The sequence below is a fragment of the Pseudomonas sp. NPDC089530 genome, from assembly GCF_050280705.1.
GTDB lineage: Bacteria > Pseudomonadota > Gammaproteobacteria > Pseudomonadales > Pseudomonadaceae > Aquipseudomonas.
In genome coordinates this window covers 21,686-34,846 of the sequence record NZ_JBNNVU010000017.1, presented here as the reverse complement: position 1 = coordinate 34,846, position 13,161 = coordinate 21,686, and the positions used below count along the sequence as shown (strand labels likewise).

The 13,161-nt window shown below is 64.9% G+C and carries 16 protein-coding genes; 8 read left to right on the top strand and 8 right to left on the bottom strand.

Translation table 11 applies throughout. The features are described from left to right. Positions 1–62 precede the first annotated feature (62 nt). The 4 genes from ACQKQA_RS09575 (at position 63) to ACQKQA_RS09560 (ending at position 2,231) form a co-directional block, all read left to right on the top strand. On the top strand, positions 63–749 hold the full coding sequence (locus tag ACQKQA_RS09575) for a hypothetical protein (protein ID WP_427555997.1): 687 nt from the start codon (positions 63–65) through the stop codon (positions 747–749). Positions 750–798: 49 nt separating this feature from the next. Then, on the top strand, positions 799–1,164 hold the full coding sequence (locus ACQKQA_RS09570; RefSeq protein ID WP_097302389.1) for a YajD family HNH nuclease: 366 nt from the start codon (positions 799–801) through the stop codon (positions 1,162–1,164). Positions 1,165–1,305: 141 nt separating this feature from the next. Then, positions 1,306–1,773 (top strand): RNA methyltransferase, encoded by a 468-nt coding sequence (locus tag ACQKQA_RS09565; protein ID WP_095107241.1) that lies wholly within the window; start codon positions 1,306–1,308, stop codon positions 1,771–1,773. Positions 1,774–1,877: 104 nt separating this feature from the next. Further along, positions 1,878–2,231: a YgaP family membrane protein gene (locus ACQKQA_RS09560; RefSeq protein ID WP_427555994.1), complete on the top strand. Its 354-nt coding sequence runs from the start codon at positions 1,878–1,880 to the stop codon at positions 2,229–2,231. Between the two features lie 59 nt (positions 2,232–2,290). Here the strand turns inward: ACQKQA_RS09560 and ACQKQA_RS09555 are convergent, their stop codons facing one another. Both ACQKQA_RS09555 and ACQKQA_RS09550 read right to left on the bottom strand, forming a co-directional pair. Beyond that, the gene (locus ACQKQA_RS09555) at positions 2,291–3,529 is read right to left on the bottom strand and encodes a hypothetical protein (protein WP_427555991.1); all 1,239 of its coding nucleotides are present in this window, start codon (positions 3,527–3,529) and stop codon (positions 2,291–2,293) included. Positions 3,530–3,569: 40 nt separating this feature from the next. After that, positions 3,570–4,019, bottom strand: coding sequence for a YcgN family cysteine cluster protein (locus ACQKQA_RS09550; RefSeq protein ID WP_007926912.1), 450 nt, complete (start codon positions 4,017–4,019; stop codon positions 3,570–3,572). A gap of 214 nt (positions 4,020–4,233) precedes the next feature. Between ACQKQA_RS09550 and ACQKQA_RS09545 the strand changes: the two genes are divergently transcribed. Next, positions 4,234–4,827 carry a nitroreductase family protein gene (locus tag ACQKQA_RS09545; protein ID WP_427555987.1) on the top strand — a complete coding sequence of 198 codons (594 nt, stop codon included), beginning with the start codon at positions 4,234–4,236 and terminating at the stop codon, positions 4,825–4,827. 130 nt (positions 4,828–4,957) lie between these two features. Here ACQKQA_RS09545 and ACQKQA_RS09540 read toward each other — a convergent pair whose 3' ends face one another. From ACQKQA_RS09540 to ACQKQA_RS09520, 5 genes are all read right to left on the bottom strand, one after another. Beyond that, positions 4,958–5,890, bottom strand: a complete 933-nt coding sequence (locus ACQKQA_RS09540; protein WP_427555984.1) for a D-2-hydroxyacid dehydrogenase — start codon at positions 5,888–5,890, stop codon at positions 4,958–4,960. Between the two features lie 128 nt (positions 5,891–6,018). Then, positions 6,019–6,312: a YcgL domain-containing protein gene (locus tag ACQKQA_RS09535; RefSeq protein WP_427555982.1), complete on the bottom strand. Its 294-nt coding sequence runs from the start codon at positions 6,310–6,312 to the stop codon at positions 6,019–6,021. Then, positions 6,309–7,442: a ribonuclease D gene (rnd, locus tag ACQKQA_RS09530; RefSeq protein ID WP_427555979.1), complete on the bottom strand. Its 1,134-nt coding sequence runs from the start codon at positions 7,440–7,442 to the stop codon at positions 6,309–6,311. Before rnd ends, ACQKQA_RS09535 begins: the two co-directional genes overlap by 4 nt. 122 nt (positions 7,443–7,564) lie before the next feature. Continuing rightward, positions 7,565–8,248, bottom strand: coding sequence for a class I SAM-dependent methyltransferase (locus tag ACQKQA_RS09525; RefSeq protein ID WP_427555976.1), 684 nt, complete (start codon positions 8,246–8,248; stop codon positions 7,565–7,567). Positions 8,249–8,331: 83 nt separating this feature from the next. Further along, on the bottom strand, positions 8,332–9,981 hold the full coding sequence (locus tag ACQKQA_RS09520) for a phosphoethanolamine transferase (protein ID WP_427555974.1): 1,650 nt from the start codon (positions 9,979–9,981) through the stop codon (positions 8,332–8,334). Positions 9,982–10,240: 259 nt separating this feature from the next. On the opposite strand from ACQKQA_RS09520, the gene ACQKQA_RS09515 reads away from it, so the two are divergent. Continuing rightward, positions 10,241–11,017, top strand: coding sequence for a transporter substrate-binding domain-containing protein (locus ACQKQA_RS09515; RefSeq protein WP_427555972.1), 777 nt, complete (start codon positions 10,241–10,243; stop codon positions 11,015–11,017). Here ACQKQA_RS09515 and cynR read toward each other — a convergent pair. Beyond that, the gene (gene cynR, locus ACQKQA_RS09510; RefSeq protein WP_427555969.1) at positions 10,996–11,880 is read right to left on the bottom strand and encodes a transcriptional regulator CynR; all 885 of its coding nucleotides are present in this window, start codon (positions 11,878–11,880) and stop codon (positions 10,996–10,998) included. The two genes, ACQKQA_RS09515 and cynR, sit on opposite strands and share 22 nt — an antisense overlap. 111 nt (positions 11,881–11,991) lie before the next feature. Between cynR and ACQKQA_RS09505 the strand changes: the two genes are divergently transcribed. Both ACQKQA_RS09505 and cynS read left to right on the top strand, forming a co-directional pair. Beyond that, entirely contained in the window at positions 11,992–12,651 is a 660-nt protein-coding gene (locus ACQKQA_RS09505) for a carbonic anhydrase (protein ID WP_427555967.1), read from the top strand. Between the two features lie 38 nt (positions 12,652–12,689). Beyond that, the gene (cynS, locus tag ACQKQA_RS09500) at positions 12,690–13,160 is read left to right on the top strand and encodes a cyanase (protein ID WP_427555964.1); all 471 of its coding nucleotides are present in this window, start codon (positions 12,690–12,692) and stop codon (positions 13,158–13,160) included. Position 13,161: the final 1 nt, after the last annotated feature.

Here is a 13,161-nt window from a genome sequence, read left to right as displayed (position 1 = left end):
GCGATTGTCAGCCCTCAGGCTACTCCCAACCGCGCCGGTTTGCCTTCCTCATTGAGAACCTCATGAAACGTTTCGTGCTGCTGGACACCACCCCGATTCCCGACAATGGCGGTGCCTTGTGCCTGTTCGAGTACGGCGAGGATTTTGTCATCAAGATCCAGGGCGGCGACGGCGGGCAGCTGATGAACACCCGCATGCACGGCTCCGAGGATGCCCTGGCCGAAATCCCCTGCCGCAAGGTCGCCGGACGCGCGAATTCACGGGTGCTGATCGGCGGCCTGGGCATGGGTTTCACCCTCGCCTCGGCCCTCAAGCATCTGGGCAAGGGCGCCGAAGTGGTGGTCGCCGAGCTGGTGCCGGGGGTGGTGGAGTGGAACCGCGGGCCGCTGGGGGAGAAATCCGGCCGGCCGTTGCTCGACCCGCGCACGGTGATCCGCCAGGAAGACGTGGCCAAGGTGCTGCAGGCCGAACCCCAGGGGTTCGATGCGATCATGCTCGACGTCGACAACGGCCCCGAAGGCCTGACCCGGAAAACCAACAGCTGGCTCTATTCCGCCGCCGGGCTGGCGGCCTGCGCCCGGGCCCTGCGGCCCAAGGGCGTGCTGGCTGTGTGGTCGGCCAGTGCCGATCGGCAGTATTCCGACAAGCTGCGCAAGGCCGGCTTCAAAGCCGAGGAAGTTCAGGTCTTCGCCCATGGCAACAAAGGCACCCGCCACACCATCTGGATTGCCGAGAAGCTCAAGGCCTGAGCTAAAATGAGCCCATTACCGTCATTAGTCTTTATCTGAAGGTGAACCCATGAGTTCGACCAACACGTCCAAACTGGACCGCATCCTCGCCGACGCCCAGCGCGACCGCGAGATGGGCTACCGCGACAAGGCCCTGAAGATGTACCCGCACGTCTGCGGGCGCTGCGCCCGCGAGTTCTCCGGCAAGCGCCTGAGCGAGCTGACCGTGCACCACCGCGACCACAACCACGACAACAACCCGCAGGACGGCTCCAACTGGGAGCTGCTGTGCCTGTATTGCCACGACAACGAGCACTCGCGCTACACCGACCAGCAGTACTTCGGCGACGGCTCCCTGAGCACGCCGAAAGTCGCCAAGGCCACCCACAACCCCTTCGCCGCGCTGGCGGGGTTGATGAAAAAAGACGAAGAGTAACCTCCTCTCTTTATCGGTCCGACAGGGCCGGACTCTCGCGGGCAAGTCGGCGATCCGACTTGCCCGCGGTGCTTTGAGCGGATCCAACCGCCAGCCGCCAATCCCCGTATAATCGCGATTTTTTTCGAAGGCTCCCCGCTCGTGGCAAACAAAAGGTACAGCTGCATCGGTTTGTATAACCCCAAGTCGCCGGAGAACGTCGGTTCGGTGATGCGCGCCGCCGGTTGTTATGGCGTCGCGTCGGTGTTCTACACCGGCAAGCGCTATGAACGGGCCCGGGACTTCGTCACCGACACCAAGAAGGTCCATCAGGACATTCCGCTGATCGGCATCGACGATCTGAAGAAGATCCTGCCCCTGGGCTGCATCCCGGTCGCGGTCGAACTGGTGGAAGGCGCCCGGTCGCTGCCGGAGTACACCCACCCGGATCGCGCGCTGTACATCTTCGGCCCGGAAGACGGCTCCCTGGACAAGGAGATCCGCGACTGGTGCGAAGACGTGGTGTATATCCCGACCACCGGCTGCATGAACCTGGCCGCCACCGTCAACGTGGTGCTCTACGACCGCCTGGCCAAGGGCAACAACACTCGCTCGGGTCCCAAGTTCTGAGTTCTGAATGCCTGACGCTGAATTCCCAGCCCCCCCGATATCCGATGGAACGAGCGCTGCGCCCGCGCAGTCAGCCTTATGTCCATTCCCCCTGGAGACCGATCATGAGCGACAGCAAGCCACTCATCGCAAGCCCCCCGCTCCAGAGCCAGCCGACCCGGAACGTCCAGGGCTGGGAGCGCATCGGTTCGCTGGCCGGCGGCGTGGCGATGGTGGGCAAGGGCCTGCGCCGCGGCGGGGTGTTCGGCCTGATCCAGGTAGCCATCGGCGGCGTCGCCCTGGCCCGCGGCATCACCGGCCACAGCTCGGCGAAAAGCCTGCTGGAGCAAGGCCGCCAGGACCTGCACAACGTGCGGGCGAAAATCGAACGTCGCGCGGCGGAACTGAAGGACCTCAAGGCCAATGCCGAGGCGGCGGCCCGCGGCGACTCATTGAAGTCACCCAAGGACGAGGTTTGAACGGCGGGTTCGAACGCCGCGGTGCATGAACGGGTTGACCGCCCGGCGGTCATCCCGACCTAACGCAACAAATCGCTGTCGAGCACCTTCGACGCGCCACCCAGCACGCTTTCACTGACCTTCACGAAAGTTTCGGTGCTGACGTTTTCCAGCCCCACCAGCTCCCGTGTCACGTCGTCCAGGGAACGCTTGTTGCGGGTTTTCAGGCGGATCTCCCGATCCAGTTCCTGCAACAGCAGCACGGCCCTGGCCACCAGCGGCGCCCCCACCTGCTCGCCGCGCAGGCTGGTGACGTCATGACCGCTCTTGCCCAACCGCTCTTGCAGGGCCTGGTAACGCTCATCGCTCATGCCCCCGGCGCGACGCATCAGCTCGATGGCGTAGTACTCCGCCAGTCCCTCGCCGATCCAGTCGCTGCGCTGGCTGTCGTCGATCCGGGCAAAAACCTGGATCACCTCGCGCAACAGCGGGCTGGTGCCGCTCTCGCTGACCAGCGGCAGGCGGCTGTGCAAGTACAGCGAAGCATGCCCGGCCAGGCTGCCGCGCCACATCGGGTCGCTCGCACCGACGATCAGCAACTTGCCCGGATGCCGGGGAAAGGTCGCCTGGATCTGCGGCCAGACGAAAGTCAGCAACGTCAGCACGTCCATGCGCCGCATGCCCTGCCCTTGCGGCGAGGCGACCGTGACTTCGGTCTCCCCCAGGCGGGTGCGGCGGCTGCCCAGGGTACCGGCCAGCATCCAGCCAGTAGGCCGGTCGAACAGGCGCTCGGGGTTATCGATACGGAAACGGTTCTTGCCGATGCGCGGCCAGGCGGTCTCCACGCTTTTCCAGCCCGCGGGCAACTCGAACTCCAGCCGCGACACCAGCTCGACACCGTCCTGCTGGTCGAGCCGGGCCGCCGGCACCAGCGCATCGCCGCGCAACAGGGCCCAATGGGGCGTCAGGCGGCTGTCGAAGCTGTCTTTTTTCAGGCTGTGGCTGATCCGTACCCGGTAGCTCAGGCTGGCCTTGCCACTGCCCGGGCGCCATACGCCGCGCCGCGCCACGGGGGGCTGGCCGGCCTCGGACTGCCATTGGCCATCGGCCTTGAAGTCGCTGTAATCGCCGTGCGTACCCAGATCGAAATCCAGGCTGCGCACCGCCGCGCCGTCCGCCAGGGTCAGGCGCACCTCCGCCTGGTCGCTCTGGGGCAACAGACGCACGTGGTAATCCAGATCGACCTTGTTCGCCGCCCACCCCGGTGCGGCGAACGCCAGCAACCAGCCGGCCAGCGCCAGCCTTGCCCCCACAGCCATACACACTCCTTCGTGAATCACAGCTTGAACGCGCCGGCCTTCAGCCGGCGCGGAAAATCAGATGGTCTTCCCAGTCCTCTTCGGCCACGCTGCCTTCGGCGAGCATGCGTCCGGATTGGGAAATGCGCTCGTGGTGCACCGCATCGCGGTCACCGCACACCAGATGGTGCCAGAGCGGCAGGTCCTTGCCCTCGCTGACCAGGCGATAACCGCAGGTCGGCGGCAGCCACTTGAACTCGTCGGCCTTGCCCGGGGTGAGCTGGATGCAGTCCGGCACCGAGGCGCGGCGGTTGGCGTAATCGCTGCACTGGCAGGTTTTCAGGTCCAGCAGCTTGCAGGCGATACGGGTGTAGTAGACGCTGTTGTCCTCTTCATCCTCGAGCTTTTGCAGGCAGCACAGGCCGCAACCGTCGCACAACGACTCCCACTCCTCCTGATCGAGTTGTTCGAGGGTCTTGCGTATCCAGAAGGGTTCGACTTTGGCGGCCATGGTTCGGGTAATCGGTATCGGACAGGAAAAAGGCCGCCAGTCTAGTGCCAGCGGCCCCGTGGGCCAAGCGCCGGCGACTGTCGGTAACGCACTACTTGTCAGGCCGCATGGCGCACAGTAGCTTTGCCTGTCGCAAAACCCCATCGCCCAGCTCAACTGCGCTCGTCGGGTTACCCACACTGTTCATTCTCAAACGTTGCCAGGAATCTCTGTCATGAGTGCCAATCCCCGCGTTGCCGAGTACGCCATCCACCCGCAGTTCACCGATCGCTGGTCGCCACGGGCCTTCACCGGCGAAGCCATCCCCGAGGAAACCCTGCTGAGCTTCTTCGAAGCCGCGCGCTGGGCGCCGTCGGCCTACAACTCGCAACCGTGGCGCTTCCTCTATGCCCGCCGCGACACGCCGAACTGGGAGCGTTTCCTCGGTCTGCTCAACGAATTCAACCGCAGCTGGGCGCAGAACGCTTCGGCCCTGGTGATCGTGATCTCGAAGACCACCTTCACCGCCCCGGGCGCCAGCGAAGAAACCCCGGCCCTGTGGCACACCTTCGACACCGGCTCGGCCTGGGGCCACCTGGCGCTGCAAGCCAGCATCAGCGGCTGGCACACCCACGGCATGGCCGGCTTCGACCAGGAGCTGACCCGCAAGGAGCTGAAAATTCCGGAAGGTTATGCGCTGCACGCCGCCGTGGCCGTCGGCAAACTGGGGGACAAGGCGAGCCTGGCCGAATACCTGCAGGCCCGCGAAACACCGAGCCCGCGTCGCCCGCTGAGCGAAACCGTGGCCGAAGGCGACTTCAGCCTGTAAGGATGCAATCCCTGTAGCCGCTGCCGCAGGCTGCGATCGCCCACAACGTGGGCGCAGGATCTTAGATCGCTGGAGGACCTTCGGTCCTATCGCAGCCTTCGGCAGCGGCTACAGGGTCCGCGATACGCCCTCAATACCCCCGCGCGAAATCCACTTCGCCGCGCAAGGCCGTGTTGGCCTGATAGGCCCGCAGGTTGTCGATGAACAGCTGCGCCATCAGGGTCGGCGAGGTCGGCGCCGAGCTGTGGCCGGTCAGCAACAGGCCCCAGGCGGTCCAGAACGGATGGCGCTGCGGCAGCGGTTCCTGACGGCAGACATCGATCACCGCCCCCGCCAGATGGCCTTCCTTCAGGGCGGCCACCAGGTCCGCATCGACCACCGCGACGCCGCGGCCGGCGTTGATGAACAGGCCGGTCGGCTTGAACTGCTTGAACAGCGCCGCGTCGTACAGGTCATGGGTATGCGGCGTGTTGGGCAGCAGGTTGATCACATAATCCACCTCGCCCACCAGACGCCCCAGGTCCGACAATGCCGCCACTTCAATGAACGGCGCCTGCTCCCGGGCTTCGCTGGCGATGCCGTACAGCTCGACGCCGAACGGCAGCAGGAACTGCGCCACGCTCTGGCCGATATCGCCCGCGCCGACAATCAGCACCTTGCGCCCGCTCAGGCCCTGGCCCGTGCGGTTGTCCCACTTGCGCTCGACCTGGCTGACCAACCGCGCCAGGACTTCGCGCTCGTGGCCCAGCATGTAGGTGAGTACGTACTCGGCCATGACCTGGCCGAAGATCCCCACGGCGCGGGTCAGGCGGTAATGCCGTGGCAGGCCGTCGGCCAGCAGCGGGGTGATGCCGGCCCAGGTCGATTGCAGCCACTGCGGCCGGTGGCCCTGGCGCAACAGGGTGGCCAGCAGGTCCGGCTGGCCGAGCCAGACCGGACAGTCCGCGGCCAGCTTCGCGAGTTCAGCGGAATCGCCGCTGGTCAGTACTTCCAGGTCAGGCGCCAGCTGGCGCAACAAACGGGCATAAATAGCGTGATCGTGTTCGGCAATCAGAACGCGCATGGTTCAAACCTTACAAAAACGGTACAGGCGACCGCCGACGGAGTATCGCTCCATCGATCGCGGCGGCCGCCGGACAAGTCATTTCCATTTTTCGACGAAGCCCCGGACGGGGCTTCTACAGCGGTCCGTCAGACCGGATCGTTACGGCGCAGCAGCTCTTCGGGCAAGTGTTCGATGTACTCGTCCTCGGCCGGCGGCATCTGCAGGTGGTAGCCCTGCTTGTCGAGGTTCTCCAGCACCTTGTGGATGTCCTCGCGCGACAGTTTGCGCTCCGGGGTCAGCACCAGGTCGAAGGCGTGCTGCGGCTTGCCGAACGCCAGCAGCAGGTTTTCCGGCACGCGCTCCAGGGCATCGCTCTTGAGCACGTAGAGGTACATCTCGTTCTTGCGCGGGCTTTTGTAGATGGAGCAGATACGTTTCATGGCTGTTCTCCGGCGGTGGCCAGGCTGTCGAGCAGCGCCTGGCCCATCGATTCGCGGCGCCAGCCACGCAGCGAATCGGGCAATTGGTAGGGTCCGTTGGGGAAGCCGCTCTTGAGCAGGCTTTCCAGGGTTTTCTTGCGCAACATCAGTTCCGGGGCGATGCCCAGGCGCTCGGCTTCGGCCTGGCCCACCGCGCGCAGGCGCTTGAGCAGGGGCGAAGCTTCCATCGGCAACGGCTCGGGGACCGCCGGCGGCCACTGGTCCGGGCCGACGCTGGCGGCGCGCTTGATCAGGCCCAGCAGGAACTCGCCGTCCTGACGCACGGTGCGCGGGTGCATGTCTTCGATTTTCGCCAGGGCGCCGAGGCTGTCCGGCTGGCTCTTGGCCAGGGGCCACAGCGAATGCTCACGCACGATCCGGTTGCGCGGCAGGTCCCGCGCCCGCGCCTCGCGCTCGCGCCAGGCACAGAGTTCACGCAGGACCGCCAGTTGCGCGCGGGACAGTTTCCACGCCAGCTTGGCGTCGCGGTAGACCTCGTAGGGGTCGGTTTCGCGGCGCAGGTTGGCCACCAGCTCGGCGCCGTCTTCCAGCACCCAGGCGTATTTGTCCGCGGACAGTTTCGGCCGCAGCTGGGTGTAGACCTCGGCCAGGTGCACGGCGTCTTCGGCGGCGTAGCTGACCTGGGTTTCCGACAGCGGACGCTGCAGCCAGTCGGAGCGGGTCTCGCCCTTGGGCAATTCGATACCCAGCACTTCCTGGACCAGCCGCGAATAGCCCATGGAGAACCCCAGGTTCAGGTAGGCGGCCGCCAGTTGGGTGTCGAACAGCGGCGCCGGCAGGCTGCCGGTCAGGCGCAGCAGGACTTCGAGGTCCTCGCTGCAGGCGTGCACCACCTTGACCACCGCGCTGTTCTCCAGCAAGGCCGCCAGGGGCTGCCAGTCGTCGATGGTCAAGGGGTCGATGAGGTAAGCGCGCTGGCCATCGCCCACCTGCAACAGGCCGGCGATCGGATAGAAGGTGTCGACCCGCATGAATTCGGTGTCGAGGGCGACGAATGGCAACTGCTGCCACTCGGTGCAGAATTGACCGAGGCTATCGTTGTCGCGAATCCAGTGAATATCGATGGCCACACGGCTCTCCCTTGAAGAATGGCGCGCAGTATATATCGCCCTCGGCGATTTCCGAGCATCCACTCGACAAGAGCCTGCGCGAAATCGGCCTGGGGTCCCAAGAATAGTCCGAGCCCCGTCGGCTATCCCTGTTTGCGCAGTACGTAAACCCGCCAGGCGGCACAACCGGGGATGAAGTCCTGGTGGCTGAGCACCTCGAATCCCGCCTCCTTGAACTCGGCCTCGACCCGTGCCCTGCTGGTGGGCAACGGCGACGCGGGTTGCAGTTGCAACGTGCTGCTGCCCAGCAGCCGCTCCTGCACCGCCTTGAAACGACTGTCGAGGCGCACCGCAAGGATCACCGCGTCGCGACTGACCCGGTGAAACTCCCGCAGCAGGGCCAGGCGTGCCTCGCTGCTGGCCACATGGGGGAACAGTTGCAGGCAGACGATGCAGTCCACCGCATTGGCCGACAAGCCGATGCTGAACGACGAACTCTGGAAGGTCCTGACCCGCTTGAGCAGGCTGGCCGGGTGATGGGTCTGGGCGTGCTCAAGCATGTCCTGGGACGGGTCCGCCGCCAGGATCACCCGGTTGCCGTGCTCGCCCAGCACCGGCCAGAAACGCCCGGCGCCACAGGCCACGTCCAGAAGCAGGCCCGGCTCGCCCGCCACCTTCAGCGCGTGGCGCACCAGCCGCTCGTCACGCCACAGCGACAGGCGCCGCCCCAGTCCCAGCGGGCGCTCGTCGCCGCAGACGCGGGCATGGGCCTGGTCATAGCGCCTGACGAACTCAAGCTCGATGGGGGATGGAGGGTGCGCGGACATGGCTTTGCTGGCTCTTGTAAAAATGGGCTGCTGACAGGCTAGCGCCCGCAGCGTGAAAAAAAGGTCGAACGCCGATCAAGGCTTCATTTGCGTGCAAGCACCCCGTCGACCACGCTGCCGCGGCAGCCGGCGAACAGGTCCAGGCCCGGGTCGTAGACCTTGCTGTCGACCTCCAGCAAGCCGAGCATCGAGTGGAACAGGTTGTCCTGGCTCAGGGGGTTTTCCCGGCTCTGTTGCAGGCAATGGGTGTCCACCGAGAACGCCTTCTGGTAGCTGTCCGAGAACCAGGCCAGCATCGCCACGTGTTTTTGCTGCTCGGGCGCGAGCATGTACGGCGTGCCGTGCAGGTACAGGTTGTATTCGCCCAGGGATTCGCCGTGGTCCGACAGGTAGAGCATGGCGGTGTCGACCTTGTCCTGGTTGCTGCGCAGCAGATCGATCAGGGTCGCCAGTACGTGATCGGTGTACACCAGCGTGTTGTCGTAGCCATTGACGATGCTCTCGCGGCTGCAATTGTTCAGGGCATTGCTTTCGCACACCGGGGTGAAGTGCTCGTAGGCCTTGGGGTAGCGCTTGAAGTATTCCGGACCGTGGCTGCCCATCTGGTGCAGCACCAGCACGGTATCCTTGTCCAGGGTGTCGATGAAGTGCTGCAGGCCCTGGAGCAGGATCTCGTCGCGGCATTCGCTGTTGGCGCAGAGCGCCGGGTCCTTGAGGTTGCTGACGTCGTCGAGGGTCACCCGGTCGCAGGTGCCCTTGCAGCCGGACTGGTTGTCGCGCCAGATCACCTCGAGCCCGGCGCGCTTGAGCACATCCAGCAGCCCCTCTTCGTGCTTGGCCTTGCTGGCGTCGTAGTTCTTGCGGCCCATGTTGGAGAACATGCAGGGCACCGACACCGCGGTCTCGGTGCCGCAGGACGTCACGTCGGTGAAGGCGATCAGGCCGTTTTCCTGGCTCAGTTGCGGTGTGGTGTTGCGCTCATAGCCCAGGATGCCGAAGTTCTCGGCCCGGGCGCTCTCGCCCACCACCAGGACTGTCAGCGACTTGCGGGCATGGGCCTGCCAGGTCGGGTTGCGCTGGGCGTCCTCGCCGATCTTGATGAACGGCTGGCGCGCCGACACCACCTGCTCACGCAAGTAACCGATGGAAGCCCCCACGTAGTTGCTGGGCACTATCATCAGGCGCAATTCATGGTGATTGCGAAACAGCGAAGCCAGCCCCTGGTAGTTGGCCAGGGCCACCCCGCCAATAGCCGTGGCAGAGAGGAACGAGACCAGCAACTTGCTCAGTAACTCGCGGTGCCAGCGGCGATAAGCGATCGGGGTCTTCCACAACAGCCAGGAGGGCAAGACGCCCAGCACCACGATATACCCCAGCAACTTCAGCGACAGCAGGTCGCGCACTTCCGTCGCATTGGTTTCGGCAAAGTTGCGGAACATTCCGGCGTCGATCAGCACCCCGTACTGGCTCATGAAATAGGCCACGCCGGCACTGACCATGAACAACAGGGTCAGCACCGGTTTCAGTACCCGGCGAAACGCCAATAACGTCAGGACGATGTTGAAGGCACAGAAGATCATCACCCCGAACGCCACGCGCATGGCAATGCCGCTGGTGTCCGACGCGGTAATGCTGAACAGATGCTGCCAGAGCACAAAGTTGCAACCGAACAATAAAAAGGCGCTGGCTATCAGCGTCACCCATTCGGGGCGCAGGGGTTTGGTTTTGAACATGACGATCTGCTGGTTCCTGGAAAGAAATGCGTCGTCGAAAACCGCTTATCGAACGGTTTCCCACGGCAGCACGAACCTTAGGTAGCCACCCATCAATGTTTCGTGAAAAAGACGCCAACAAATAGTTGGCATGGCCCTTTGCCAAGACGCGTCCAACGCACCTGGCCACCCGCGCCCCGGCCAGCGTTGCGCCTTGCCCCGCCCGGGCCCGGCGCCAATAATGAGCCGCCCCTTCCCCTCGCCCTCAAGGATCGACTGCATGAACCCACGCCTTCTGCTCTGCTCGCTGCTGAGCCTCTGCGCCCCGGCCTTTGCCGCCCCCAGCGTCTCGCACCTGGACCAGGTCATCGAGCGCGGGCAGCTGAATGTCTGCACCACCGGCGACTACAAGCCCTACACCTATCTGCGCCCGGACGGCGCCTACGAAGGCATCGACATCGCGATGGCGCAGTCCCTGGCCCAGAGCCTGGGGGTCGAGGTGAAGTGGGTGAAGACCAGTTGGAAAACCCTGATGCCGGACTTCCTGGCCACCCCGTGCGACATCGCCGTGGGCGGTATCTCGGTGTCCCTGGAACGGCAGAAGAAAGCCTTCTTCAGCGACACCCTGGGGATCGACGGGAAAATTCCCCTGGTGCGCTGCGCGGACAAGTCGCGCTACCAGACCGTGGAACAGATCAACCAGCCGTCGGTGCGCCTGATCGAACCGCCGGGAGGCACCAACGAAATCTTCGCCCGGGCCCATCTGCCCAAGGCCAGCCTGACCCTGTTCGCCGACAACGTGACCATCTTCGAGCAACTGCTGGAGCACAAGGCCGACGTGATGATCACCGACGCCTCCGAGGCGCGCTTCCAGCAGAAGCTCAAGCCCGGGCTCTGCGCGGTGAACCCCGAGCAGTACCTGCAATACAGTGAAAAAGCCTTCCTGCTGCCGCGCGACGACGTGGCCTGGAAAAGCTACGTCGACCAGTGGCTGCACCTGAGCAAGGCCACCGGCTTCTACAAGGGCGTGGTCGATCAGTGGCTGGCGGCGCCCTGATCCATCAACAGCTGGCGAAACGCCTGGGACGCGGCGCTGCGATAGGCCCCCTTGCGTCCCAGCAGCGCCACCCGGCGTGACGCCAGGGCCGGCTGCAGGTCCAGCGCCCGCAAGCCCGGCAGTTCGTCGGCGATGGCCAGGGGCAGGAGGGTCGCCAGTTGCCCGCGCCGGACGATCTCGACAATGGCGCCGATGGAATTGGCCTCGATGGCGATCTGCGGCGCAATGCCCTGCTCGCGGCAATAACGATCGATATGCTGGCGCGTGGCGAAATCGCCGCTGAGCAACACCAGCGGCAGGGCTTGCAGCGCAGCCGCCGTCAGTTCCCGCGGCAGTCCGGCCTGGTGCTCGCGGCTCACCATCAGGCTCAGGTGCTCCTCGAACAGCGGCTGGCTGTCGATGTCCGGCAGGTGCTGGCCGGCAAAGGCGATGCCCAGGTCCAGGCGGTCTTCGGCCAGGGCCGCTTCCAGTTGGTCCTGGCTCATCTCTTCGAGGCTCAGGCCGATCCCCGGATAACGCTGGTTGAACCGGGTCAGCAACGGCCCCGCCAGGTAGGCGGTGAAGGTCGGGGTCATGGCCAGGCGCAACGAACCGCGCCGCAGATCCTGCACATCGTGCATCGCGCGCCTGGCCGCCTGCAGGTCCTGCAAGGCCAGGCGCGCATAACGCACATAGGCTTCGCCGGCGTCGGTCAGGCGCACCGTGCGGCCCGAGCGGTCGAACAGCGGCGCGCCGAGGCTGTCCTCCAACTGCCGGATCTGTTGCGATAGCGTTGGCTGGGACACATGCAGGGCTTCGGCGGCGCGGGTGAAGTTGCCGTGCTCGGCGACCGCCAGCAGGTAACGGATATGACGTAGCAGCATGCTGGGCTTCCAACTATAGGCAGGACTTATGGAAAGCATAACAAACCAGTCTTGGACCCTATAGCTGAAATTTTCCATCCTTGCGCCATCAGCGATGCAAGGAGAATCATCATGCAGACCATCATCGACGGCTTCCTCAAGTTCCAGCGCGAAGCCTTCCCCAAACGCAGCGAGCTGTTCAAACAGCTGGCCACCACCCAGAGCCCCAGCGCCCTGTTCGTCACCTGCTCCGACAGCCGGGTGGTGCCGGAACTGCTGACCCAGCAGGAGCCCGGCGATCTGTTCGTGATCCGCAACGCCGGCAATATCGTGCCCAGCTACGGGCCGGAGCCGGGCGGCGTCTCGGCCAGCGTGGAATACGCGGTGGCAGTGCTCGGGGTCGGCGATATCGTGATCTGCGGCCACTCGGACTGCGGCGCCATGACCGCCATCTCCACCTGCAAATGCCTGGACCACCTGCCGGCCGTGGCCAACTGGCTGCGCCATGCCGACTCGGCGCGGGTGGTCAACGCCGCCCGCCAGCATGCTTCGGCACAAGACCGCCTGGATGCCCTGGTCCGGGAAAACGTGATCGCCCAGTTGGCTAACCTGAAGACGCATCCCGCGGTCGCCCTGGCCCTGGAGCAGGGTCGGCTGAACCTGCACGGCTGGGTCTACGACATTGCCAGTGGCGATATCGCCGCGCTGGATGGCCCGAGCCAGAACTTCGTGTCCCTGGCCGAACACCCGGACACCTGCGCCTTTTCCGGTAAACCGCGACACGCGGCCTGAAACCACCTTTTTCACCATCCCTCAAAGAGGAACTCGACATGCTGCAATCCCAATTCACCCAAGCCCCACGTCTGGCCCTGGCCGACCAGATCATCGACGCCAAGGCGCGCAAGGACCTGTCGTGGCAACAGCTCGCCGACGGCACCGGCCTGAGCCTGGCGTTCGTCACCGCCGCCCTGCTCGGCCAGCATGCCTTGCCGGCGGCTGCCGCCGAGGTGGTCTGCGCCAAACTCGACCTGGACCAGGACGCCTGCCGCCTGCTGCAAAGCATCCCGTCGCGGGGCAGCATCCCCGGCGGCATCCCCACCGACCCGACCGTGTACCGCTTCTATGAAATGCTCCAGGTCTACGGCTCGACCCTCAAGGCCCTGGTGCACGAGCAGTTCGGCGACGGCATCATCAGCGCCATCAACTTCAAGCTCGACATCAAGAAAGTCGAAGACCCGGAAGGCGGTTCCCGCGCGGTGATCACCCTGGATGGCAAGTACCTGCCGACCAAGCCGTTCTGAT

Coding starts and splice junctions, on each gene's coding strand:
- ACQKQA_RS09505 (WP_427555967.1), top strand. CDS start 11,992: ATGCAGACCATCATCGACGGCTTCCTCAAGTTCCAGCGCGAAGCCTTC.
- ACQKQA_RS09520 (WP_427555974.1), bottom strand. CDS start 9,981: ATGTTCAAAACCAAACCCCTGCGCCCCGAATGGGTGACGCTGATAGCC.
- cynS (WP_427555964.1), top strand. CDS start 12,690: ATGCTGCAATCCCAATTCACCCAAGCCCCACGTCTGGCCCTGGCCGAC.
- cynR (WP_427555969.1), bottom strand. CDS start 11,880: ATGCTGCTACGTCATATCCGTTACCTGCTGGCGGTCGCCGAGCACGGC.
- ACQKQA_RS09560 (WP_427555994.1), top strand. CDS start 1,878: ATGAGCGACAGCAAGCCACTCATCGCAAGCCCCCCGCTCCAGAGCCAG.
- ACQKQA_RS09515 (WP_427555972.1), top strand. CDS start 10,241: ATGAACCCACGCCTTCTGCTCTGCTCGCTGCTGAGCCTCTGCGCCCCG.
- ACQKQA_RS09525 (WP_427555976.1), bottom strand. CDS start 8,248: ATGTCCGCGCACCCTCCATCCCCCATCGAGCTTGAGTTCGTCAGGCGC.
- ACQKQA_RS09575 (WP_427555997.1), top strand. CDS start 63: ATGAAACGTTTCGTGCTGCTGGACACCACCCCGATTCCCGACAATGGC.
- ACQKQA_RS09550 (WP_007926912.1), bottom strand. CDS start 4,019: ATGGCCGCCAAAGTCGAACCCTTCTGGATACGCAAGACCCTCGAACAA.
- ACQKQA_RS09570 (WP_097302389.1), top strand. CDS start 799: ATGAGTTCGACCAACACGTCCAAACTGGACCGCATCCTCGCCGACGCC.
- ACQKQA_RS09555 (WP_427555991.1), bottom strand. CDS start 3,529: ATGGCTGTGGGGGCAAGGCTGGCGCTGGCCGGCTGGTTGCTGGCGTTC.
- ACQKQA_RS09545 (WP_427555987.1), top strand. CDS start 4,234: ATGAGTGCCAATCCCCGCGTTGCCGAGTACGCCATCCACCCGCAGTTC.
- ACQKQA_RS09540 (WP_427555984.1), bottom strand. CDS start 5,890: ATGCGCGTTCTGATTGCCGAACACGATCACGCTATTTATGCCCGTTTG.
- ACQKQA_RS09535 (WP_427555982.1), bottom strand. CDS start 6,312: ATGAAACGTATCTGCTCCATCTACAAAAGCCCGCGCAAGAACGAGATG.